This is a genomic window from Endozoicomonas sp. PH6C (genome assembly GCF_059322965.1).
This window is the reverse complement of the sequence record NZ_CP185342.1, coordinates 2,315,483-2,338,721: the sequence shown is the minus strand read 5'-3', so window position 1 is coordinate 2,338,721 and position 23,239 is coordinate 2,315,483. Positions and strand designations below refer to the sequence as shown.

Annotated in this window: 24 protein-coding genes; 4 read left to right on the top strand and 20 right to left on the bottom strand. The window is 49.8% G+C overall.

Annotated features, from left to right (window positions below; translation table 11 throughout):
- Positions 1 to 334 precede the first annotated feature (334 nt).
- The 8 genes from nqrF to ACOMG9_RS09075 form a co-directional block, all read right to left on the bottom strand.
- Complete coding sequence (nqrF, locus tag ACOMG9_RS09110) at positions 335 to 1,561, bottom strand: NADH:ubiquinone reductase (Na(+)-transporting) subunit F (protein ID WP_422133365.1); 1,227 nt, start codon at positions 1,559 to 1,561, stop codon at positions 335 to 337.
- A gap of 15 nt (positions 1,562 to 1,576) precedes the next feature.
- Positions 1,577 to 2,173 (bottom strand): NADH:ubiquinone reductase (Na(+)-transporting) subunit E, encoded by a 597-nt coding sequence (nqrE, locus tag ACOMG9_RS09105; protein WP_317141965.1) that lies wholly within the window; start codon positions 2,171 to 2,173, stop codon positions 1,577 to 1,579.
- 3 nt (positions 2,174 to 2,176) lie between these two features.
- On the bottom strand, positions 2,177 to 2,842 hold the full coding sequence (locus tag ACOMG9_RS09100; RefSeq protein WP_422133364.1) for an NADH:ubiquinone reductase (Na(+)-transporting) subunit D: 666 nt from the start codon (positions 2,840 to 2,842) through the stop codon (positions 2,177 to 2,179).
- Positions 2,842 to 3,630 (bottom strand): Na(+)-translocating NADH-quinone reductase subunit C, encoded by a 789-nt coding sequence (locus tag ACOMG9_RS09095; protein WP_422137733.1) that lies wholly within the window; start codon positions 3,628 to 3,630, stop codon positions 2,842 to 2,844. The genes ACOMG9_RS09100 and ACOMG9_RS09095 overlap by 1 nt, the downstream gene beginning before the upstream one ends.
- On the bottom strand, positions 3,630 to 4,829 hold the full coding sequence (locus ACOMG9_RS09090; RefSeq protein WP_422133362.1) for an NADH:ubiquinone reductase (Na(+)-transporting) subunit B: 1,200 nt from the start codon (positions 4,827 to 4,829) through the stop codon (positions 3,630 to 3,632). Before ACOMG9_RS09090 ends, ACOMG9_RS09095 begins: the two co-directional genes overlap by 1 nt.
- A gap of 3 nt (positions 4,830 to 4,832) precedes the next feature.
- Positions 4,833 to 6,167 carry a Na(+)-translocating NADH-quinone reductase subunit A gene (locus ACOMG9_RS09085; RefSeq protein ID WP_448216681.1) on the bottom strand — a complete coding sequence of 445 codons (1,335 nt, stop codon included), beginning with the start codon at positions 6,165 to 6,167 and terminating at the stop codon, positions 4,833 to 4,835.
- A 600-nt stretch (positions 6,168 to 6,767) separates the two neighbouring features.
- Positions 6,768 to 7,550: a TatD family hydrolase gene (locus ACOMG9_RS09080; protein ID WP_448216680.1), complete on the bottom strand. Its 783-nt coding sequence runs from the start codon at positions 7,548 to 7,550 to the stop codon at positions 6,768 to 6,770.
- A gap of 289 nt (positions 7,551 to 7,839) precedes the next feature.
- A complete protein-coding gene (locus ACOMG9_RS09075) occupies positions 7,840 to 8,184 on the bottom strand; it encodes a PilZ domain-containing protein (RefSeq protein WP_422137097.1) in 345 nt (114 codons plus the stop codon).
- A gap of 448 nt (positions 8,185 to 8,632) precedes the next feature.
- On the opposite strand from ACOMG9_RS09075, the gene ACOMG9_RS09070 reads away from it, so the two are divergent.
- Complete coding sequence (locus tag ACOMG9_RS09070) at positions 8,633 to 10,387, top strand: Ntn hydrolase family protein (protein WP_448216679.1); 1,755 nt, start codon at positions 8,633 to 8,635, stop codon at positions 10,385 to 10,387.
- A gap of 141 nt (positions 10,388 to 10,528) precedes the next feature.
- Here ACOMG9_RS09070 and ACOMG9_RS09065 read toward each other — a convergent pair whose 3' ends face one another.
- The 8 genes from ACOMG9_RS09065 to fabD form a co-directional block, all read right to left on the bottom strand.
- A complete protein-coding gene (locus ACOMG9_RS09065; RefSeq protein WP_448216678.1) occupies positions 10,529 to 11,518 on the bottom strand; it encodes a DNA polymerase III subunit delta' in 990 nt (329 codons plus the stop codon).
- Positions 11,518 to 12,159, bottom strand: a complete 642-nt coding sequence (gene tmk / locus ACOMG9_RS09060) for a dTMP kinase (protein ID WP_448216677.1) — start codon at positions 12,157 to 12,159, stop codon at positions 11,518 to 11,520. Before tmk ends, ACOMG9_RS09065 begins: the two co-directional genes overlap by 1 nt.
- Positions 12,159 to 13,205, bottom strand: a complete 1,047-nt coding sequence (mltG, locus tag ACOMG9_RS09055) for an endolytic transglycosylase MltG (RefSeq protein WP_494530107.1) — start codon at positions 13,203 to 13,205, stop codon at positions 12,159 to 12,161. The genes tmk and mltG overlap by 1 nt, the downstream gene beginning before the upstream one ends.
- The gene (gene pabC, locus ACOMG9_RS09050) at positions 13,198 to 14,031 is read right to left on the bottom strand and encodes an aminodeoxychorismate lyase (RefSeq protein ID WP_448216675.1); all 834 of its coding nucleotides are present in this window, start codon (positions 14,029 to 14,031) and stop codon (positions 13,198 to 13,200) included. Before pabC ends, mltG begins: the two co-directional genes overlap by 8 nt.
- Before the next feature lie 5 nt (positions 14,032 to 14,036).
- Complete coding sequence (fabF, locus tag ACOMG9_RS09045; RefSeq protein ID WP_422133354.1) at positions 14,037 to 15,290, bottom strand: beta-ketoacyl-ACP synthase II; 1,254 nt, start codon at positions 15,288 to 15,290, stop codon at positions 14,037 to 14,039.
- Between the two features lie 421 nt (positions 15,291 to 15,711).
- Positions 15,712 to 15,945 (bottom strand): acyl carrier protein, encoded by a 234-nt coding sequence (gene acpP / locus ACOMG9_RS09040; RefSeq protein WP_034842413.1) that lies wholly within the window; start codon positions 15,943 to 15,945, stop codon positions 15,712 to 15,714.
- Between the two features lie 182 nt (positions 15,946 to 16,127).
- Positions 16,128 to 16,874: a 3-oxoacyl-ACP reductase FabG gene (gene fabG / locus ACOMG9_RS09035; protein ID WP_422137727.1), complete on the bottom strand. Its 747-nt coding sequence runs from the start codon at positions 16,872 to 16,874 to the stop codon at positions 16,128 to 16,130.
- 170 nt (positions 16,875 to 17,044) lie between these two features.
- Positions 17,045 to 17,977: an ACP S-malonyltransferase gene (gene fabD / locus ACOMG9_RS09030; protein WP_422133352.1), complete on the bottom strand. Its 933-nt coding sequence runs from the start codon at positions 17,975 to 17,977 to the stop codon at positions 17,045 to 17,047.
- Positions 17,978 to 18,399: 422 nt separating this feature from the next.
- On the opposite strand from fabD, the gene ACOMG9_RS09025 reads away from it, so the two are divergent.
- Positions 18,400 to 19,245, top strand: coding sequence for an MIP/aquaporin family protein (locus ACOMG9_RS09025; RefSeq protein WP_448216674.1), 846 nt, complete (start codon positions 18,400 to 18,402; stop codon positions 19,243 to 19,245).
- A 76-nt stretch (positions 19,246 to 19,321) separates the two neighbouring features.
- Here the strand turns inward: ACOMG9_RS09025 and plsX are convergent, their stop codons facing one another.
- The 3 genes from plsX to ACOMG9_RS09010 all read right to left on the bottom strand — a co-directional run bounded on the left by plsX (position 19,322) and on the right by ACOMG9_RS09010 (position 21,184).
- Entirely contained in the window at positions 19,322 to 20,368 is a 1,047-nt protein-coding gene (gene plsX, locus ACOMG9_RS09020) for a phosphate acyltransferase PlsX (protein ID WP_422137726.1), read from the bottom strand.
- 69 nt (positions 20,369 to 20,437) lie between these two features.
- On the bottom strand, positions 20,438 to 20,617 hold the full coding sequence (gene rpmF / locus ACOMG9_RS09015) for a 50S ribosomal protein L32 (protein ID WP_422133349.1): 180 nt from the start codon (positions 20,615 to 20,617) through the stop codon (positions 20,438 to 20,440).
- A gap of 3 nt (positions 20,618 to 20,620) precedes the next feature.
- A complete protein-coding gene (locus ACOMG9_RS09010) occupies positions 20,621 to 21,184 on the bottom strand; it encodes a YceD family protein (protein WP_422133348.1) in 564 nt (187 codons plus the stop codon).
- 253 nt (positions 21,185 to 21,437) lie between these two features.
- Here ACOMG9_RS09010 and ACOMG9_RS09005 point away from each other — a divergent pair, with 253 nt between their 5' ends.
- Both ACOMG9_RS09005 and ccoM read left to right on the top strand, forming a co-directional pair.
- On the top strand, positions 21,438 to 22,022 hold the full coding sequence (locus ACOMG9_RS09005; RefSeq protein ID WP_422133347.1) for a Maf family protein: 585 nt from the start codon (positions 21,438 to 21,440) through the stop codon (positions 22,020 to 22,022).
- Positions 22,023 to 22,121: 99 nt separating this feature from the next.
- Positions 22,122 to 22,238 (top strand): cytochrome c oxidase subunit CcoM, encoded by a 117-nt coding sequence (gene ccoM / locus ACOMG9_RS09000; RefSeq protein ID WP_422133346.1) that lies wholly within the window; start codon positions 22,122 to 22,124, stop codon positions 22,236 to 22,238.
- 16 nt (positions 22,239 to 22,254) lie between these two features.
- Here the strand turns inward: ccoM and ACOMG9_RS08995 are convergent, their stop codons facing one another.
- The gene (locus tag ACOMG9_RS08995; protein WP_494530106.1) at positions 22,255 to 23,181 is read right to left on the bottom strand and encodes a LysR family transcriptional regulator; all 927 of its coding nucleotides are present in this window, start codon (positions 23,179 to 23,181) and stop codon (positions 22,255 to 22,257) included.
- Between the last annotated feature and the right edge of the window lie 58 nt (positions 23,182 to 23,239).

Below are 23,239 nucleotides of genomic sequence, written 5' to 3'. Positions count from 1 at the left end.
ATTTGCTTCACCTAATGAGCTAATCACGTCTGTCAAGATGTCTCGAAGGTGATCTAGCTCTGTCGTAGATTGGTGCCTGGACTTTAAACTCAACGTAATTACTCTTCTTCAATGGTAAAAGGAGTGGCGTAGCAGAGATCAAAATATAGAGGGCAACATGAAAATAGTCATGGGCAAAAAGTTTCTGAAGTTAACCGTCGGATATTGGTTCAATGATAAATCCAACAAAAAAACCGGTGAACTCTGAGAGTATCACCGGTTTTTTGTATCGAGAACAACTGAGCGCTCACGAATAAACATCTGCATCAGACTGCTGGATTAACCACCGAAGTGATTAACCACCAAAGTCGTCCAGCATGATGTTTTCAGGTTCAACGCCCTGATCTTCAAGCATCTTGATTACCGCAGCATTCATCATGGGAGGTCCACACATATAGAACTCACAGTCTTCAGGTGCAGCGTGTTGCTTCAGGTAGTTGTCAAACAGCACCTGGTGAATAAAGCCGGTGTAACCTTCCCAATTGTCTTCTGGCTGAGGATCAGACAGAGCTAAATGCCAGGTGAAGTTAGGGTTATCTTTTGCCAGCTTGTCGAACTCGTCTACGTAGAATGCTTCACGCAGGGAGCGGGCACCGTACCAGAAAGAGATCTTGCGGGTAGAAGACAGACGCTTCAGCTGATCGAAGATATGAGAACGCATAGGCGCCATACCTGCACCACCGCCGACAAAGACCATTTCGTTGTTGGTGTCTTTCGCGAAGAATTCACCGAAGGGTCCATAAACAGTCATCTTATCACCTGGCTTCAGGTTAAAGACGTAAGAAGACATCTTGCCCGGCTCAAAGTCAGTACCCGGAGGCGGTGAAGCGATACGGATATTGAATTTGAGGATACCTTTCTCTTCAGGGTAGTTAGCCATGGAGTAGGCACGGATGGTCTCTTCATCCACCTTGGAAACGTACTTCCACTGGTCAAACTTGTCCCAGTCGCCACGGTACTCATCCTGAATATCGAAGTTCTTGTACTCAACCGTGTGCGCAGGCGCTTCCAGCTGCACATAACCACCGGCGCGGAAGTTAACGTCTTCTCCCTCTGGCAGTTTCAGAACCAGCTCTTTGATGAAGGTGGCAACGTTCTCGTTGGAAACAACTTCACACTCCCACTTCTTAACACCGAAGAGTTCTTCTTCAACTTCGATTTCCATGTCCTGCTTGACGTTCACCTGACAGGACAGGCGCCAGCCTTCCTTCTCTTCACGCTTGGTGAAGTGAGAACGTTCGGTGGGCAACATCTCGCCGCCACCATCGAGTACTTTACACTTGCACTGTGCACAGGTACCACCACCACCACAGGCAGATGGCAGGAAGACGCCCGCACCTGACAGAGTCGTCAGAAGCTTGCCACCGGCCACCGTGGTGACGGCCTTATCGGGGTCTTCGTTGATGTTGATGGTCACATCACCGGTGCTGACCAGCCGCGAGCGAGCTGCCAGAATGACCGCTACGAGCGTCAGCACGATAACGGTAAACATGACTACGCCCAATACGATAGTAGAATCCATATTTACACGACCTCCTTACAGCTGTACGCCAGAGAATGACAGGAAGCCCAGTGACATCAGACCAACAGTTATGAAGGTGATGCCCAGGCCACGCAGGCCCGAAGGCACGTCACTGTACTTCAGCTTTTCACGGATACCGGCCAGGGCGGCGATTGCCAGAGCCCAGCCAACGCCAGCTCCCAGCCCATATACCGCAGACTCGCCAAGATTATAGTCACGCTCAACCATGAACAGGGAAGCTCCCATAATAGCGCAGTTCACGGTAATCAGCGGCAGGAATACACCCAGCGCGTTATAAAGTGACGGTACAAACTTGTCCAGGAACATTTCCAGAATCTGGACCAGAGCGGCGATAACACCGATGTAGGTGATCAGACCCAGGAAGCTCAGATCGATACCGGGTGCCAGCGCCCCATCTTTCAGGATATTCTGATAAATCAGATTGTTAATGGGTACAGTAATGGTCAATACGGCCACTACAGCAACTCCCAGACCCAGAGCTGTTTTCACCTGCTTGGACACCGCCAGGAAGGTACACATACCCAGGAAGAAAGCCAATGCCATGTTTTCCACGAACACTGCTTTCACAAAAAGTGAGATGAAATGTTCCATGGCTTAGTGGGCCTCGCTGAACTTGGTGTTAGGAGCCATTTTGAACTCGTTGTCTTCAACCTGATCCGGCTTGCGACTGCGAATCACCCAGATCAGCAGACCGATCAGGAAGAACGCGCTTGGAGCCAGCAGCATCAGGCCGTTAGGCTGGTACCAGCCACCGTTGTTAACAGTCTTGAGGATTTCAACACCGAACAGGTTGCCGGCACCGAACAGTTCACGGAAGAATGCCACAATCAGCAGCACCGCACCGTAACCCAGACCGTTGCCAATACCGTCCAGGAACGACAGCCTGGGACCGTTCTTCATAGCGAAGGCCTCAGCACGCCCCATCACGATACAGTTGGTAATGATCAGACCTACAAACACAGACAGCTGCTTGGAGATATCGTAAGCGTAAGCTTTCAGAATCTGATCTACCACGATTACCAGGGAAGCAATTACGGTCATCTGACAGATGATACGAATGCTGTTGGGAATGTGGTTACGAATCAGAGATACCGCCAGGTTGGAACAGGCGGTAACACCGATTACCGCCATGGCCATTACCAGGCTGACCTGCATGCTGGTGGTCACCGCCAGTGCCGAGCAGATACCGAGGATCTGCAGGGTTATGGGGTTGTTGTTAACGACCGGTTCCAGCAGGATATCCTTAGTCTTCTCAGACATTATGCATCCCCCGCTTTCAAATTAGTAAGGAACGGTTTGAAGCCATCTTTACCCATCCAGAAATGAATCAGATTGGTTACACCGTTACTGGTCAGAGTGGCGCCGGAAAGACCGTCGACCTTGTAAGGAGACCTGGGATCCGCACCGCCTTTTACCAGGCCTGCTTCCACTACACCTTTATTGTCGTAGATCTTCTTGCCAGGCCATTTGTCCTTCCAAAGTGGGTTGTCTACTTCGCCACCCAGTCCCGGAGTTTCCTTCTGGTCGTAGAAACCGAATCCCTTAACGGTGTTCAGGTCGCTATCCAGAGCCATAAAGCCATACATGGTAGACCAGAGTCCGTAGCCGTGTACGGGCAGAATGATGGTTTCCAGCTTGCCATTTTTCTCAACGATATAGACCTTGGCAATGTCAGCCTGACGCTTGATGCTGGCAATATCTTCAGCACCACTCAGGGCACGGGACTCATCAGGAATCTTGGCTGCAACACGCTGGTCGTAGTTATCAGCGGTTTGACCTTCAGGTGTTTCCTCAACGAACTTGCCTGTTTTGAGGTCAACCAGTCGCGGCTGAACCTGTTTGTAAAGTTCGGCCACTTCGCTGTTGCTCAGCGCCTTGGCATCTTTGGTGAGACCAGAAATACTCAGAATGTTGCGCTGAACGTCGAGCTCAACATTCTGGGTCTGCTGCGGCTTCAGGAAAACAGCTGCAGCAGATACCACAACGGAGCACACCAGAGAGAGCAGAATCGTTACAAATAACGTCTTCTTGATACTATCGTTACCCATCAGGCACGAGCCTCCCTACGCTTGATGTTGGCTTCAACCACGAAGTGGTCAATCAGCGGCGCAAACAGGTTGGCGAACAGAATGGCCAACATCATACCCTCTGGGTAAGCCGGGTTAACGGTACGGATCAGGATGACCATGATGCCAATCAGAATACCGTAATACCAGCGACCGGTATTGGTCATGGAAGCGGATACAGGGTCGGTTGTCATAAAGATCAGACCGAAAGCAAAACCACCCATAACCAGGTGCCAGTACCATGGAGTACTGAACATCATGTTGGTTTCGGAACCAATCATGTTAAACAGGGTTGCCGTTGCAATCATACCCAGCATGGTACCGGCGACGATTCTCCAGGAAGCAATACGTGTCGCCAGCAACACAGCACCACCAATGAAAATTGCCAGAGTAGAGGTCTCACCGACAGAACCCTGGATGGTACCCAGGAAAGCGTCAAACCAGGTAATGCCATTGGAGACTACCTGATCTATACCTCCCTGCTGCGCCAGACTCAGGGCAGTCGCACCGGAGAAACCGTCTACAGCAGTCCAGACCAGGTCACCGGAAATCTGTGCAGGGTAAGCGAAGAACAGGAACGCACGACCCGTCAGCGCCGGGTTAAGGAAGTTCTTGCCGGTACCACCAAACACTTCCTTACCGATTACAACACCGAAGGAAATACCCAGGGCTACCTGCCAAAGCGGAATACTGGGGGGAACAATCAGGGCGAACAGGACAGAAGTGACAAAGAAACCTTCGTTGACTTCGTGACCACGAACGATAGCGAACAGTACTTCCCAGAAACCGCCGACCAGGAATGTCACGGCATAAATAGGCAGGAAATAAACAGCACCATAGATGAAGTTATCCCACAGACTTGCCGGATCATGACCCGCCAGCAGGCTGATCAGGGCACCGTGCCAGTCAGCAGGAGCAGCCAGACCACCAGCAATAGCCGTGTTGGCCTGGAAGCCAACATTCCACATACCAAAGAACATGGCCGGGAAGGTGCAGAGCCAAACCATGCCCATCATACGCTTCAGGTCGATCGCATCGCGAACGTGAGCGGTGTTATGGGTCTTGTTAGGAGCTGTATAGAGCAGAGTGTCTACTGCCTCATACAGTGCATACCACTTCTCGTGCTTGCCACCTTTGACAAAGTGGGGCTCGAGGGAGTTAAGGAGTTTTCTCAAAGCCATTTCTCAGCCCTCCAGCTCGATACGGGTCAGGTTGTCGCGCAGGATGGGACCGTATTCATACTTGCCGGCACACACGTATGTACACAGTGCCAGATCGTCTTCTTCCAGTTCCAGGGCGCCCAGTTTCTGGGCCATTTCCGTATCGCCAACCACAATCGCACGCAGCAATTGTGTCGCCAGGATATCCAGAGGCATGACTTTTTCATACTGTCCCACTGGTACCATGGCACGTTCACTGCCGTTGGTGGTGGTTGTAAAGTTGAACAGCTTGCTTCTGCTCAAGCCGGAAGTCAGAACATTCAGCACAGAGTAACGGTTCACAGTAGGGTTTATCCACCCCATGAACAAACGCTCATTGCCTTCTTCCAGAACGGAAACCTGTGTGTGATAACGACCCAGGAATGCAAAGGAGCCTTTAGCAGTACGGCCACCAAACACAGAACCAGAGATAATACGGTTATCACCCTCTTTCAGTTCACCTGCAGACAGCTCATCAGTGCTGGCACCCAGTCGGGTCCGCATCAGACGAGGCTTCTCAACCTGAGGACCTGCCAGAGCTACAACACGATCAGTAAAGAGTTTACCAGTGGTGAACAGTTTGCCAACGGCAATAACGTCCTGGTAGTTAATCTGCCAAACGGTCTTTTCAGCACTCACCGGATCCAGAAAGTGAATATGGGTACTGGGCTGTCCAGCCGGATGAGGCCCATCAAACTCTTCAGCAGTCGCAATACCGGCCGGAATACGAGCACCGGGTGCTTTACACAGGAAGATTTTGCCACCGCTGAGTTTGCCGAGGATATTGATGCCCTGTTCAAACGCTTCAGCATGCTCACTGATAATGACTTCCGGGTTAGCTGAGAGAGGATTGGTATCGATGGCAGTAACAAAAATGGAAACCGGGCGAGAACCCAAGGCTGGCACTTTACTGAAGGGTCGGGTGCGAAGGGCAGTCCACAATCCGGATTCATTCAGTTGTGCTTCTACCTGATCAGCAGTCAAAGCTGACAGTGCTTCTGGCTTGTGCTCAGTAAACGAGACTTCATCGTCACCATCGACATCAATAACAACGGATTGTAGTAACCGCTTTTCACCACGATTAATCGCAGCAACCACACCGCCGGCAGGCGCAGTGTAGCGCACACCCGGTGTTTTCTTATCAGTAAAGAGCTCTTGCCCTTTTTTAACTCGATCTCCGACAGCGACGGCCATTGTAGGTTTCATACCTACATAATCAGAGCCAATCACGGCGACAGAGCGAACTGCTCGGCCATCGGATATGCTTTGATCAGGCACCCCTGTAATCGGAAGATCCAGCCCCTGTTTGATTTTGATCATACCTTTCGCCTAATCAATCAATTTTCAGGTCCGGAATAAACCCGCCTCTCCAGTGATAACCGACAACTGACCAGAACAAACCCGAATACACAGCTTTTCTCCAACCGGAAAGTCAGAATTCAAGCTATGATCTCTACTTCAATCAGATACACAGAAGGGTGTCAGTCAGACCTGAGTCCGTCCTGCAGGCTCCCTGAAGAACGCACCCCGGTAGAATGAACCCTGTTTGGCAGTATTCTGATCCAAGCAAAATGACGATTAACATCCCCAAGCCTCATGCTGTCGAAGAGCGTGTCGGCTTCATGCTTGAAAGCATAAGTCCGAAAGGCTTCTGTCTGAGACTCAAGTAAAATCGCACATCAATTCATCGTTATGTGGCCGCAGCGGCTCACCATTGAAAAAAAATGGTTGCGCAATTATAAAGACAGTCTTCTGGATATGCCATAGGCGAATGATCGTGGAATCCCTTAATGTAGAAAGAAGTCACCATTATCTTGATAGTGGAGATCGACTCAGTGAATATCCACTCATTGATCGTTACCGACAATCTGGAGAGTCGGCTAATTGATTGGATGCCTGCATTTACAACCAACCCTCTCTTCAGTCAGAAGCCGCTTTGGGGAACAACCGGAAAAAATTTTCAGAAGTGACTTCAGCCAGCTTTTCTGGTGAGATACCTTTTAACTCTGCCACACATTTTGCAACATCAGGCAGATAGCGAGGCTCATTGGGTTTGCCTCGATGAGGAACGGGTGCCAGGTAAGGGGAGTCGGTTTCAATCAGCAGCCGATCCAGAGGCACCTTCTTGACGACCTCTCTTAATTCAGTCGCATTCCTGAAGGTTACGATGCCGGAAATAGAGATGAAGTAGTTCAACTCCATCGCCTCTTTCGCCATCTCCCAGCTCTCTGTAAAGCAGTGCAGCACTCCTGCTTTTTCCAGATCGCCATGCTGGCGTATCAACTTAAGGGTATCCTCTCTTGCGTCTCTGGTATGGACAATCATTGGAAGTTGTGACCGCTGAGCTGCCTGCAAATGAATTCTGAACCGTTCCTGCTGCTTTTCTTTATTGTCAGCCGAGTAATAATAATCAAGACCACTCTCACCCAGTGCAATCACTTTTGGGTGTGCCGCATAATGCAACAGGGTTTGCAGATCCGGCTCGGCGGCCTCTTTTTCGAGAGGGTGTATTCCAACCGAGGCATACACATCCTGATATTTGTCAGCCAGACCAACCACAGCATCTGCATGCTCAAGATCAATCCCCACGCAAAGTATTCTTTCAACCCCCGCCTGCCTTGCCGCATTGAGTGCTGCTTCCAGATCACCGTCGTAGCTGTCGAGCTTGAGACGGTCGAGATGGCAATGTGAATCAATCAACATATTCAGTCGCAATAAATTCAATGGTATTCAGATAAGATGATCGGTCATGATACCTTATGCGCCCTCTCCTTTCCTCAACTGCCGTGCAGAATTGAGCTCAAACCTTTGTTCTGTATATCATGCTGTTCTGGGCGACAACCCTGCAGGGCCGTCAACTGGATCAGTATTCATGCTGCAGTGATGATAGCGGAATGGGAGGATGATCTGGATGAGGAAGTTTATAACGGTGAATGAATACCTGTCCCGGTAATTACAACCTCAGGCAGAGAAACTGCCTGAGGTCAAAGCTCTACATGGTACTGGTTTCGCGATCGGACTTGAGCGCCCCCGCCAAATACATTTCTATTTTAGTTCTGACCGTGTCTGTTGCGTCAGTAAACTGAACACCTATCCCGGCCATTCGGGCAGAGCCCTGGGGTGTGATCCAGACCACTTTGCCGGGAACAGGTAATTTATCCGCTTCATCCATCAGAGTCAGACGAATAAAAACCTCATCTCCCAGTGAGTAACGCTTTGAAGTCGGAATAAATAACCCACCACCCGTTATAAAAGGCATATAGGATGAATAGAGAGAAGAGGAGTCTTTGATCGTCAATGACAAAATGCCTGACATACCACCCTTTGCACGGTTCATCATTCTTCTCCTGTTATTGTGATTCTTCTTTTTCCCATAGCCCAGACTGAATTTGAGCTTATCTTTCAGTCAGTGTAACCCGTCCATCGATGAGTTGACAGAGACTATTTTCACAAGAAAAACTCCGATTTGTGCGCACAAAAAGATCTGGTCGACACTTCCTGTCGCACCGTCAGTGATGACTTGGGAGCTTTCAGGAGCATTGCCGATGCAGGACATCATCACTGCATCGTGAGGGTGATGGTCATGAGTCGATAATGACCCTCTGTCTGATAGTCTATCCTGCTATCTGGCATCGAATTCGTTATGGACTGAACGCATTCATCTCTGAACAACTGTTCGGACGGAAAAGCACCTGGCTGGCATTGCGGAAAGTTCTTTGACTGTAATTTTCATGTTCGGTGATTGAAGCCTGAACAGGATAGTGTATGACGGATACCAGAGTGATATGAAAAAAACATATTACGCACTTGCTGTTTGCAAATTTCTTTCGTCCTGTTTTATGGTGCAACTGGCAACGATTCAGCTGGCAGTGGCCGTCAATAGCATCTCCGGGCAGATGTCATTAAGTTCGCTTTTGCCTCTTATGGCCACTGTTTACCGGACTATTCCCGAAACAAAACACCATTTGCCTGACCTGAATACGCCACCACAGCCTGCTCAGCATGTCGGAAGTAGCTCATGTCCTTTTGATAAAAAGCTTTCTGTCGTTTCTCCACAATACGCTCAGATAAAATTACCAGTCACTCTGGCTGCAGGCAGTGGTTTTGATAGCTCTGAAAACAATGACCTTGACGCAGTCGAAAACCCGTTAATCTGTCTCCTTCGTAGCCCCTTGCCTCTGTCAATCCGTTATGTTGAATCCGGTATTCCGGTTTTATTTCAGGATGAAATCTGGCTGAGGTTTGATCAAGAAGAATCGCTGATTCTTGCGCCTTCTGAGTTTGCTGCTGCGGCGAGAGTCAGCGATATTGCCGGGGAAAACTGGCCGCAATTCATTGCGGCTGAATCTGTTCAGAGTGACACCGGCAGTGTCAGATCTGTCTTCAGATGGGCTAATAAACTGACACTGGACTCATTATTCGATGACCCGCTATTAAGATTTCTCGCATTCACCCATGGCACCGCTTTTTATATTCAGGACAGTAATGGGCAACCGTCATACATCATCCAGGACAACGGCAAGCTGTTATTTATCAGCAGGATTGAGGCCTGCTTGCGGTTCAGTCAGTTCAGCCAGAACTTTCTTGAGTCATTGTATCCGGAGATTTTCGGCCCATCGCTGCCAGCGGGTGGTGGTTGGCATGAATGGAACCGCTGCATTCGCAAGAAGCCTTTCCATCCTGATCATTCAGAACGCCCCTCGGAACCCGACACAGCCTCTAACGAAAGGCATGGCAGGCAAATACGGATCAACCCACAGAAAAATACGGCTGCTGGTGGTGGTCTGTCCTCTGGAGACGGTCGTATGTTCTCCGGAGACGGTCGTCTGTTACAAGTGGAGTACGCTGGAGAGGCTGTCGGTCTTGGTCTCTGCGTGGTCGGAGTAAAGTCTGCCGATACCGTCGTCCTGGCTGTGAGAAAGAAGTCGTTGCAGCTGCTGGAGAGCCACACTATCGGTAAAATCGTCAGGCTTGATGAGCACGCTCATCTGGCCTTCGCTGGTCTGTCTGCTGACGCCCGTATTCTGATCCGGAAGGCTCAGCTGGAGTGCCAGAGCTACCGTTTGTCCTACGAGGACGCTATGGATATCAACTGCATAGCCCGTCATATTGCTGAAATCCAGCAGAAAGCTACTCACTCTGCAGGTTGTCGCCCTTTCGGTGTTGCCTGTGTCATTGGTGGCTTCAACATGGATGGTACCCCTCAGCTCTGGCAGACTGAGCCCGCCGGTGTCTGCGCCAGCTGGAAGGCCTGCTCTGTCGGACAGAAGAGTAAGGCTGTGTTGGAGCTTTTGGAGAAAGAATACAGGGATGACATGAGCCGCGATGAAACGATTAAATTCGCCCTGAAGGGCCTGCTGGAGGTTGCCGACTCTGGTGCTCGCAACGTTGAGCTGTTAGTCCTTGAACGTGATCACTCCTCCAGGTGGTTGGATGACACCGAGCTTGAGCAGCTGGTGACTACTCTGAACAAGGAGCGTGAAGAGGAGGCCGCCAAGAAGAAGCGCCCCCGTGATGAGCAAAAATCAGCAGCGAACTGATTACCCGGATGCGACGATGCGTTTTTATTTTCCTGCCGCCACTTTTTGGGAGGACGTAAGGTTAAGAGGGCGTTTGTAGGGCTCTAATCCTGAACTTGCAGTCTGTCTGATGAAAAACTGACATTGTTCATTCGACATCATTTACAACACCCACTCAAGACAGCGACAGAAGACACCTTCCATTAATATCTGCGGGTTAAGATTCCCCCCTTCGAGTAGTGACTGTCTTTGCGACATCAACCACTCCCTCTCCTGCAGAAGTGCTTTGGCATCGCTTTTTCGAGCCAGATACTCGAGCATTTTCAACTGGTCGCGATTTCGAAGGTCTGAAGGGTCGCCGTTTAAACCCAGCTTAACGGCATCATCGAGCCAACCAATGATCCAGCTGATCGTAAGAGTCAAATCTGCTGACTGCCAGTTTTTTGCCAATTCAACAGGGGTTAGCTTTCCCTTGAAAAGTCCTTTTATGCCATCAGCCAGGGCTTCTCTTTTTTCAAGGAGTCCCTGATCGGCAAATCGTTTGGCCTCCAAAGGCGAGTTAGCGGTGAGATCCAACAATTGCGATACCAGACTTGAGTCTTCCAGCTGCAAAGCTAACCATTGCTCCGCTTCTGATCTTTTGGGAGTCGCAAAGTTTAATTGCTGGCAACGACTGCGTATGGTGGGCAACATATCGCCGGAGCGAGCACTGACCAGCAGGAAAATGGTATCTTCTCCCGGCTCTTCGAGACACTTGAGCAGCGCGTTGGCCGCATTGACATTCATCGCCTCTGCCGGACTCAGGATAATCACCCTGCGCCCCCCCTGCTGAGCTGTTTTATGGGCAAACTCGTTCAACTTTCGAATACTGTCAATCCGGATAGGTCGACCGGGATCATCAGGCTCCAGCACTGTAAAATCAGGATGCGTGCCGGCCTTCAGTAGCTCACACTCCTTGCAGTGACCACAAGCCCCTGTCGCCTGAGGATTCATACACAACAGATAAGCCGCTAATGCTTTGGCAAACTGGAGCTTTCCGGTACCTGGCAGACCTCTTAACAAATAGGCATGGGCCAGGTTGTCCGACTGCTGACAGTGAACCATCTGCTCCCACTGAGCGTTTTGCCAGGGAAAAATACTCCAGTCTTTCATTATCGACCTCCCAGTCTTCTCTCAAGCACTTCCAGCAACTGTTGTTGAACACTTTCAAGAGACTGTCCGGCAGCAATCACTTCAAACCGCCCCGGAGACTGCTTTGCCCTTTCCAGATAGGCATTACGAACCCGGATAAAAAAGTCCATTTTTTCTTGCTCAATCCGATCCAGCCTGCCGCCTCGTCCTTTGGCTCTGGCCATACCGGTTTCAGGATCAACATCTAGCAGAATGGTCATGTCCGGACGCAGGGAGCCCTGCACCAGGTTCTCCAACATCTCAACCGGTTGCGTATTCAGACCACGACCGCCCCCCTGATAGGCATAGGTGGCATCGGTAAAGCGATCACAGAGTACGATTTTTCCCGCTTCCAGCCCGGGCAAAATATTATGAAACATATTTTGCGAGCGAGCGGCAAACATCATCAGCAATTCAGTCATATCAGACAAGGGTTCGCCATGATGCCCCAGCAAAAGCGAGCGAAGCTCTTCAGCTACCAGGGTACCGCCGGGCTCACGGGTTTCAGTAAATGCCAGCTGATGCTTAGTCATCCAGCTCTTGATAAAATCAACCGCCGTCGTTTTACCCGCACCTTCGCCACCTTCAATCGTCAGGAAAAAACCGGAGGGAGCATTAGCCATTATTGAGTCTCCACAGTCGATCGGTAATCCTCTCGACGCTGTTCGATCTGATACTTTCTGACAGCACGATTATGCTCTGCCAGAGTTTTCGAAAAATAGTGAGTACCGTCACCCTTGGCGACAAAATAGAGTGTTTTGCCATCTTTCGGATGCAAAGCAGCATGAATCGCTTCCCGACCGGCCATGGCAATAGGCGACGGAGGTAATCCTTTTATCAAATAAGTGTTGTATGGAGTGGCTCTGCGAAGCATTTGACGACTAATGTTTCCTTTATAGCTATCCCCCAGGCCATAAATCACGGTGGGATCAGTTTGCAGCCTCATACCTTTTTGCAAACGCCTGACAAAAACACCTGCTATTTCACCTCGCTCATAAACGACACCCGTCTCTTTTTCCACCAAAGAAGCCATAATCAGTGCCTCGTAAGGATTTTTGTAAGGGAGTCCTTCGGCACGTTTTCCCCATTCTTCGCCGAGTACTGAATCCATCCGGTTATATGCTCGCCTGAGTATGGATTCAACAGAAGCACCGGACTGGAAGAAATAAGTATCAGGAAAAAACAGACCTTCCGGGTTCAATTCTATTGCCAGACTTTTGTAAAGTGATTGCAACGCCTTGTCGTCCATAGGTGAGGATAGTTTTTCGTGTTGATTCAAGGCAGTCACGACCTCTTCCAGCGTATGACCTTCAACCAGTGTCACGTTGTAGTAGCGCACCTGGCCAGAAGTAAAAATCTTCAGCAACTCCCTGTGACTAATGCCAGCCGGAATCAGATAATCCCCGGCGTGAATCCCGGCGGCAGCCTTCTCTATTCGAGCCAGCAGTACAAAGATTTTCGGGTGTTGAAGCCAGCCCAACTCAGCCAGACTGTCTGCTACAGCAGTCATGGACTCGCCCTGAGAAATAGTAAACTCCAGGTTATCATTACCGTCGGGCACCATCACAGGTTGATCACCGTACCAACCCAACGCCTCCCAAAACACGACGGCTGTCAGCAACCCTGCAAGACAGAGACCTACCACAACAAACAACAACTTCTTAAGCATTCAAAACTTCCTGAACCTTGTCTCTGAATGTCCGGGTCACACTGCCTACTGACCAGTGTAAATGTCCGCAGGCGATCACCGGCCAGACTCCATTAACGCTGTTACAAACGAATACTTCATCGGCCTTTGCAAGATCTTGCAGGCGATAATCCCCCACCTCTGCTTGAAAACCCCATTGACAGGCCTGCTCCAGAATCAGATCCCTGCAAACCCCTTTGACACCTGATTTGTCGAGAGCGGGCGTCCTCAAGGTTTTACCCGATACCAGGAATAAATTGCTCATGGTTCCTTCTATAAGCCTGTCGTCCATACCCAGCAATAAACCTTCCAGGCATTCGGTACCCTGCCATTCAGAGCGAGCCATGACGTTCTCAAGACGATTAAGGTGTTTAATTCCTGCAAAGACATTATCACCGAGCCTGATTTTACATTGATGCAATCTGACACCTGTGATGGCGGGGTCGTCAGGATAGACCGGAAATGGATGAAAGGAGAGAATCCGACTGGGACGGTCACAACCCTCCGGGTTGTACCCACGACCGCCAGAACCACGGGTCACTATCGCTTTGAGCACTCCTTCCTTCAGATTCTGCTTTTGCAGAAAGCCTCTGACTTCATTTTTAAACGCTTCCAGATCAAAAGGAATACCCAGCACAGCAATACCGTAACAGAGCCTTTTACAATGAAGATCAAAAAGAGTGGGGACCCCGGCCTGAACCCGGATGGTCTCAAAAAGACCATCTCCATAAGCCAGACCTCTGTCGCTGACCAATACTTCAGAAGCTGGCTCTCCATTGACCCAGCTGACAGGATGATGATTATCCAAAGTTTTTAACCCAGTTTCGAGAAAGCCAGAGTCACATTAGTACCCCCGAACCCAAAGGAGTTGGTGAGCACATGCTCCATCTCAATGGATCTGGCTTTTCCGGGCACATAATCCAGATCACAACCTTCACCCGGATTTTCCAGATTAATCGTGGGAGGTGCCATATTATCCTGCAGCGATTTCACTGCAAACACGGCCTCCAACGAACCGGCCGCCCCCAGCAAATGACCGGTCATGGATTTGGTGGAGCTGACGGCAACCTGCCTGGCAGCCTGACCAAAAACAGTGTGCACTGCCCTGGTTTCAGCGATATCACCGGCAGGCGTGGAGGTACCATGGGCATTAATATAGGCCACCTGTTCTGCCTTGAGGCCGGCATCATCCAATGCTGATTGCATGGCCCTGGCGGCTCCACGACCATCTTCAGGTGGTGATGTCATGTGGTAAGCATCACCACTCATTCCTACGCCACTGAGCTCAGCATAAATAGTGGCTCCACGTCGTACAGCATGTTCGTATTCTTCCAACACCACAACACCAGCACCATCACCCAGCACAAAGCCATCGCGATCCTTATCCCATGGGCGGCTGGCCGCTTCAGGCTGGTCATTCCTGGTAGACAGGGCTCTGGCCGCCGCAAAACCAGCCATCCCCAGTGCTGAAGAGGCTTTCTCAGCACCGCCGGAGACCATAATGTCAGCATCACCGTAGGCAATGGTTCTGGCAGCCAGAGCAAGGGCATGACTACCCGTTGCACAGGCAGTGGAGGTGGAAAAATTAGGTCCTTGCAAGTTGTAGTGCATGGACAACCAGCCCGCCGCCATATTGATAATAGCCGCTGGTATGAAGAAGGGAGATATACGACGAGGGCCAGACTTCTGAAGCGTATCATAGCTCTGTTCAATAGAAGTGATACCACCAATACCGGAACCAATGACAACACCATAGCGACCAACATTATCGCCTTTCAGCAAATCACTGCCATCAAGCCCTGCATCTTTCATCGCTTCAACAGAAGCCGCCAGTGCGTACTGAATAAAGACATCCATTTTTCGGGCATCTTTAGGGTTGAAGTGATCACCTGCTCGAAAGCCTTTTACTGTACCACAGATACTGACGCTGAATTTCTCAGTATCCAGATGATCGATGGTATGAATACCACTGCGACCAGCCAACACTGACTGCCAGCTCTGATCAACACCCAGACCTACCGGAGATAAAGCTCCAAGCCCTGTTACCACTACCCTTCTGTGCGACAAAACAATTCACTCCTGCATCAGATCTTCTGACTTTCTTTTTTTATACCCGGGCATTGGGGGCGCTGACAATTAATCATCGAGCTCAGCCCTTTCATGAGTCATAAACCAGTTAAGGCCACAGGTTTACAAAAAATCATGCTAAATGATTATGTAAAAATGATGACATTATCTTTGTGTGAGTAGCTTATACCAATCGTGCTTTCTAACTCCCGTGATAAGCACGGAGATTTTTGCCTCAAGACAAGGCTACGATCGTCAACGCAGGATTAAGGCTCAAATCTTCAGCGCAATAGGGAGTTAGAAAGTTCGATTGGCATTATATCCCAGTCAGGTTACTCACTGTAAAAACACAAAAGCCGCACGCATTTTATTGCGTACGGCTTTTTCAGGACACATTTACTCGCATGCAACCCGGACAGAATCAGGAATGAGCAACAACGTAATCAATGGCTTCCTGAACCGTAGTGATCTTTTCAGCTTCCTCGTCCGGAATCTCAGTTTCAAACTCTTCTTCCAGAGCCATTACCAGCTCAACAGTGTCCAGAGAGTCCGCGCCGAGGTCCTCTACGAATGACGCACTGTTGGTGACTTCCTCTGCTTTTACGCCAAGCTGTTCGCAAACGATCTTTTTGACGCGCTCTTCAATGGTACTCATACCTGGTTGTGCTCCTATGGATATTCGGGTGCAGTAGGGTGATTCAAAGCCACCCTGTCTGCGGTCAATTACTATATATAAACGCTTGCGGTAATTTCAAGGACAGGCCTGTTATATTACCGAAAATTTCATCTTTATCGGAGGGGTTTTTGACACGAGTCAAGTGCAAATAACACCAAACACTAGCCCATGTACATCCCACCATTCACGTGAATGGTTTCTCCGGTAATGTAACCGGCTGCGTCACTGGCCAGAAAAGCCACCACACCGGAAATTTCTTCGGGCTGCCCAAGGCGAGCCATAGGCACCTGGGACTGCAAAAAGGTTCTTTGCTCTTCCGGCAACTCACGGGTCATATCGGTATCAATAAAGCCCGGAGCTACTGTATTCACAGAGATCTGGCGAGAGCCAATTTCTCTGGCCAGAGAGCGACTGAAGCCTTCTATTCCGGCCTTGGCCGCCGCATAGTTGGATTGCCCCTGATTGCCCATGGAACCTACCACGGAACTGATGTTGATGATACGACCCCAACGGGCTTTGGTCATGCCTCTCAATACCGCCTTACTCATTCTGTATATGGAGCTCAGGTTAGTATTGACGACATCGTCCCACTCATCATCCTTCATTCTCATCAGGATATTGTCACGAGTAATGCCAGCATTATTAACCAGAATTTGCGGGGCACCAAATTCGGATGTCACTGCTTTTACCACTTCAGTACAGCTTCCAGTCTCAGAGACATTCAAGACCATACCGCAGCCCTTTATTCCCTCAGCCTGCAGCATTTCAGTGATTCTTGCAGCACCCGGGCCGGAAGTAGCGGTACCTACCACTACAGCCCCCTGCTGGCCCAGATCAAAGGCAATGGCCTTGCCAATTCCGCGACTGGCGCCGGTAACCAGAGCCACCTTGCCTTCAAGGTTCGACATAGTTATATCCTGTTGTTCTAGTGCGAAACTACTTCTTCCAAGCGCCTAAAATAAGCACGTTTTTTCGCTTATAGCTATCAGTCACAGAAGTGCGTACCAGTCAGCCCTGCAGACTTGAATGTAATGCAAGTCCGACAAACTGCCAGATACCGCATACCTGAAAATGACAATCAAGAATGACCTGGCAAATCATCGAAAGAGGATGCCGATTCAAGAGTCAGTACAGGTGACCTGCGCAGAATCCGCTTGTTAAGCCCAGCAAGCACCTTGCCAGCACCACACTCAACAAACCGAGCCACTCCCGCTCCATTCAGATACTGAATCGTCTCCACCCAACGAACAGGACTATAGAGCTGCCTGACCAGGTTTTCACGCATTTTATCCGGCTCTGAACAAGGCTCTGCAGTGACATTCTGAATCACAGCGATTGAAGGTTGGCTCAACTCAACAAGCTCCAGCTCAACAGCCAGCTTCTGTGCCGCTGGCTTCATCAGTGCGCAGTGAGAGGGCACGCTCACTGGCAAAGGCATTGCCTTTCTGGCACCCACCTCCTTAGCCAGATCAACTGCACGGGCCACTGCTTCTTTTTCACCGGCAATAACCACCTGGCCCGGAGAATTAAAGTTAACCGCTTCGACCACACTTCCCCGGGCAGCATTCTGACAGAGTGAAATCACCTGCTGATCTTCAAGTCCGAGGATGGCAGCCATGGCGCCCGTACCGGTCGGAACGGCCTCTTGCATAAAGAGACCACGTTGACGAACAACCCGAACGGCATCGGCAAACTTCATTACCCCCGAACAGACCAGTGCCGAGTACTCCCCCAGACTGTGACCCGCCATAAAGACAGGCTGCTCACCGCCCTTCTCAAGCCAGAGACGCCACAAAGCTACACTCGCAGTGAGCAGTGCTGGCTGGGTATTCTCCGTTTTGTTGAGTTCCTCTGCAGGCCCCTCACTGATCAGCCTCAGCACATCAAACCCGAGCACTCCAGCAGCCTCAGTGAATGTTTGCACGACAACAGGGTCGTCGATATGGTCAGCAAGCATGCCCACCGACTGGGATCCCTGCCCCGGAAAAACAAATGCAAGTAAATCCGTCATTGCTTTGGGTCTAATCCTGATATAGCCAACCTTTGAAAGAAGCACGCCCTTCCCGGCGATTCAGTTCTTCCTGAAAATCCTGACAATTATAGAAAAAGTCGAACCTCAGGTTGGTAAATTTATGTTTACTTCTGAAACAGCCATGCACGCTATGAAATTAATCCATGACTTTTAAGCTCAATGTCTATGTTTGCCGATAGCCTGCAACAAAGCGGACGAGCAGAGACCAGTTGCGAGAAACAAGCCTGTGAACTACCTTTTTTCCTGCCCCTTGCAGACCTGCCGAGACACCCGGGAGAAGCGATAACACCCCGGAGGAACTCACCACCGGGATCATAACATTCTGTAAATTGCTTCAGAAACAGTTTATCTCCCCGCCTGCGCACCGGATGACCAGACTTCAAATCAGGAGAATGACTCAAATGAACTATCTAAAAGGCTTTGCCGGAGAATTTATAGGCACGTTTATCCTTGTGTTATTTGGCTGCGGCTCAGTGGCCGTCACGGTGCTATTTTCTGCCCATGCCGGACTCTTTCAGGTGGCCATGGTCTGGGGACTGGCAGTGATGCTGGCGATTTACGCCACCCGACGTCTTTCCTGCGCGCATCTCAATCCGGCAGTGAGTATTGCTATGGTGATCAGTCGTCGAATGCCATTGACCTTGCTACCCTGCTATCTGATTGCCCAGTTTGCCGGAGCATTTGCGGCAGCCGCCCTGCTTTACCTGCTTTTCTCCAGTTCAATCGTGCAATATGAATTAGCCCATGACATTGTCCGCGGTTCCGAGTCATCCATAGCCAGTGCAATGATATTCGGTGACTACTACCCCAACCCGATGGCCGGAGAAACAGCCTCTGTTTCCACTACCAATGCTTTTTTTGCCGAGTGTACAGGCACATTCACTCTGGTATTTATGATTCTCGCCCTTACCGAAACCTGCAACACAGGGCGGCCGGATCAGGCTCTGGCCCCGCTATTTATCGGTTTAACCGTTGCCGCCATTATCTCAATTATTGCGCCACTGACCCAGGCAGGACTCAACCCGGCCAGAGATTTATCCCCTCGTCTGTTAGCCTCAATGTCCGGCTGGGCGAGCGCGGCGTTTCCCGATAACCATTATGGCTTTTTGACGGTGTATGTTTTGGGCCCAATTACCGGAGGAATCATGGCCGCCTTGTGTTTCACGGGGATTATTGAACCACTGATGAACAAAGCACCAGCTGAAGAACGTGGCAAAAGCAACAAAGCAGCAGCCCCTGACAAATAACAATCCTCTGACTGTGTCTGCCAGCAGCTCCGGGAGGCTGAGCAAGCGAAAAGGGTAGCCAGACAAACAGGCTCTCTCAGAGCAACCGCTCTTCAACCTCTCGGGCAATCCTTGCCGGAACATCATTTTGTGCTTCTTTTACTGCCTGAAGAATCGCTCGATAGAAACCCTCTTCATCGGCCCCACCGTGACTTTTGATGACAACCCCCTGCAAACCGAGCAAACTGGCACCATTATGCAACACTGGGTCAACCTTGCGATTAAATTCCTTCAGCAGAGGTGATATTAAAAAATAAAGACATCGGTTTAACAGAGAGCGCTGAAAAATAGCCCTCAGGCCATCACGCACCAGGTTCGCAACTCCCTCTCCGGTTTTAAGGGCAACATTACCGACAAAACCATCACAGACAATCACGTCAGCCCGGCCACTGAAAATATCATGCCCTTCAACAAAACCGATATAATCCAGCCCCTGCTGTACCTCAAGCTTTTCCAGCAACAGATGGTGAGCCAGCCTGACCTGCTCGTTCCCCTTCATTTCCTCAGAACCAATATTCAGCAAAGCTACTTTCGGAGACTCCACACCATAAACTGACGAGGCTAACTGAGCCCCCATAATGGCAAACTGGTAGAGATGCATCGAAGTGCAGTCAACATTTGCGCCCATATCCATTAGCAGAGCACTGCCATTAGAGGTAGGCACACTGGCCGCTATTGCCGGACGATCAATACCAGCAAAGGTTTTAAGCACATAACGCCCCATAGCCATCAGCGCTCCGGTATTACCTGCACTTACACAGGCTTGCGCCTCACCTTTTGAGACTGTCTCAAGCACCTTCCACATAGAGGAATCTTTTTTTCCACGAAGTGCCAGCGAAGGCCTGTCATGCATGGCTACCGTTTTATTGGCATGAATCAGGGTATAACGTGACTGATCAGAAAATTCGATATCGGAAATATAATCTTCCATGAGCTGTCGATCGCCGACAAGCAGAAGATGGAGAGAAGAATAATGCTTGAGCGACCTGACAGCCGCCTGGATACGAGAACGGGGACTATCGTCCCCGCTCATTACATCAAGCGCAACCGTTATTGTTCTATCTTCGTTTGCACCTGATGTCATTTTATCTCATGCCTTTGAAAGACAGCGAAACAGTCACTGTATCACTCCTTTGGGCAAACAGCCTGGGGCTTAATCTTCGCTGCTTTCAACCACTTTCTTGCCACGGTAGAAACCTTCAGCAGAAACATGGTGACGACGATGAGTTTCGCCGGAAGCTGCTTCTACAGACAGCTGAGCAGAAGTCAGACTGTCGTGGGAACGGCGCATATTACGCTTTGAACGGGTTTTACGGTTTTGCTGAACAGCCATGTGTCAACTCTCCTGGGTCGTAGTATCTTTTTTCAATTTGGCCAGAACGCTGAAAGGGTTACTGCTCCTGCGTTCTTTATCTGCCTCAATGGCAGCAGCCTGAGCCTCTTCTTCAGACTCAGTGGTGTAATATTGCTGAGCTGAACAGTCTTCAGGCGGATGATAGGCCACCAGCGGAAGTGCCAGAATCAGCTCTTCCTCGAGAATAGGCAATAATTCTACCGGCTCATCACCGTACATTAACGGTTCAAAGTCTTCCGGCAGGGCTTTGGCCTGCTCGTCGGTCAGTACCCCCATCAAATGGAGATCAGCTCGCACCGATAGCTTGGCCACATCCAGACAGCGCTGGCAGATCATGCTCAGTTCCGCCTCAACATGCCCCTCCAGCACAACCCGGTTGTTTTCGCTCAATGAAAAGCGAAGGTCAACCTGGACTTCGCCTCTGTCATCAACCAGACTGCTTACCAGCCGGTCGAATTGACTCAGCGCCAGCGAACCTTGAAACTGCCTGCCTTGACGCGCGAATTTACGCGGATCAAAGGTTTTGGGTAATTGTCCGATAGCCATGAGCTCACGGGTTGGTTGTCATAAGCGCGCAATAATAGGGGCAAGAAAAGTCTCTGTCAAAGGGTTTAACCGCTTTAGACTGTTTAAGGCTCAGACATGGGGCCAGCAGACTCCAGAGCAACAAAAACAATAGGTAATTTCCGCCCCTGTCACGTCTTATTCTGGCCTTCCGGGTAGTTATCCCTTAACGTTTGGAATGACTGCCAAAAACCTCTATCAATGAAAGCTTTTCCAACCTGAACAACCAAAATTTATGAAAATCATTCTGGCTTCCAGCTCTCCCTATCGAAAATCCTTATTGGCAAGGCTTGACCTCGCGTTTGAATGTCATTCACCTGATATTGATGAAACACCCGTTGCAGGCGAATCCGCAGAAATGCTGACCCAACGACTTGCCAGGAAAAAAGCCGATACGCTCAAAGCTCACTATCCCGAGCATCTGATTATCGCTTCAGACCAGGCAGCACAACTCAACAATATCACTCTTGGAAAGCCCGGAACCGAACAGCAAGCCATAGAGCAACTGCTGAAGTGCAACGGCCAGTCAGTGACCTTCTACACCAGCCTTTGCCTACTCAACACCCAAACTGACCGATATCAGCTTGCTGTAGTGCCTTACACCGTTCATTTCAGAACTCTGAAAAGGGTCGAAGTTGAGAACTATATAAAGAAGGAAAAACCACTGGATTGCGCAGGCAGCTTTAAGTGTGAAGGACTGGGCATCAGCCTTTTTTCCAGAATGGAGGGGAATGACCCAAACAGCCTGATTGGGTTACCCCTGATTCAACTAAACCACATGCTGATCAACGAAGGCATCAATCCTCTGCTTAGTCATTAGTTAAGAATTTAACAATCAAGAAAAAAGTTGACCCGGATCAATACCCTGCGCCATTCCCCGCTCTATCCTGTGGAAAACAAAAACTCAGGAGAATCAATTATGTATATGGACACGGTCGTGGTCGCAGGATTATTGGTGGTTGCAGCCACACTTATTTTTGGTTGTGCAGTAGCGGGCTTCATTATCAACGATAACCGTAAAAACCGGGGCAAATAAGCCCTGGTTCACCAGCTCAAAGTCCTTCGACCGGTTTGAAAAATTCCTGGAATTTACTTAACAGAAAGCTTCTCATCCACTGATGCGCCTGGTTAAACTGCCAATGCTCTGGCCACACCAGTTCAAATGTCAGGGGTGGAGAATCTGACAAAATAGGGAGGAGGACATAATCCTCAAACAGGTCCATTGCCAGGTACTCTACATTGGTGACAATAGTAAATGCGTCATTGGATCGAATCGCCTTCAAGGCAGCTTCGAGGCTTGGCAGCTTCAGCCATGGGTTCTGTAAAAAGGCATACTGTTCACGCAATCCATTAATATACGGACTGGCGGCAATCACCGCCTGGGTTACAACAAAAGGATACTGGTCCATCTCGGTCAGATCGAGTGTGTCCCGACCACTCATCGGATGCCCCTTGCGCATCAGAACATTAAACGACGCTGAGGTAATCACTTCTTTGCAGAGATTCTCAGTGGTATCAGGAAAAGCAACAATGGCCCCGAGATCTAACTCGCCCGACTCCATTGAGTAAATTGTTACCTCATTCGGCAGCGACACCGAACTGCTGATACCAGGCGCAACCTGCTTAAGCTCAATCAAAGCCTGAATGAGAAAATTATCAAGAACAACCGAACTTGTCCCTATCCGGAAATGATGTTCACTGGTTGCAGGGTCAAAGCTCTGATTCTCAAACAGCGTCTCAGAGTCTGCCATCAGTTTTGAAACCAACGGCTGAATCTGACGCGCTTTTTCGGAAAGAAAAATATGATTCCCTTCCCTGACCAGAATGGGGTCATTCAAGGCTTCTCGCAGCTGTGACAAAGTCCTGCTCATAGTGGATTGGGTCACATGCATCTGATCTGCTGCGCGGGTTACACTTCCGGTATCCAGAATTGCCTGTAAAGCGGGCAGCAAACTCATTTTCAGCCGATTACTGGCCATGAGTACAACTCTCTCTGTTAGACATTGAAATGCCCATATCGCAAAAAAGGTTGCCTGG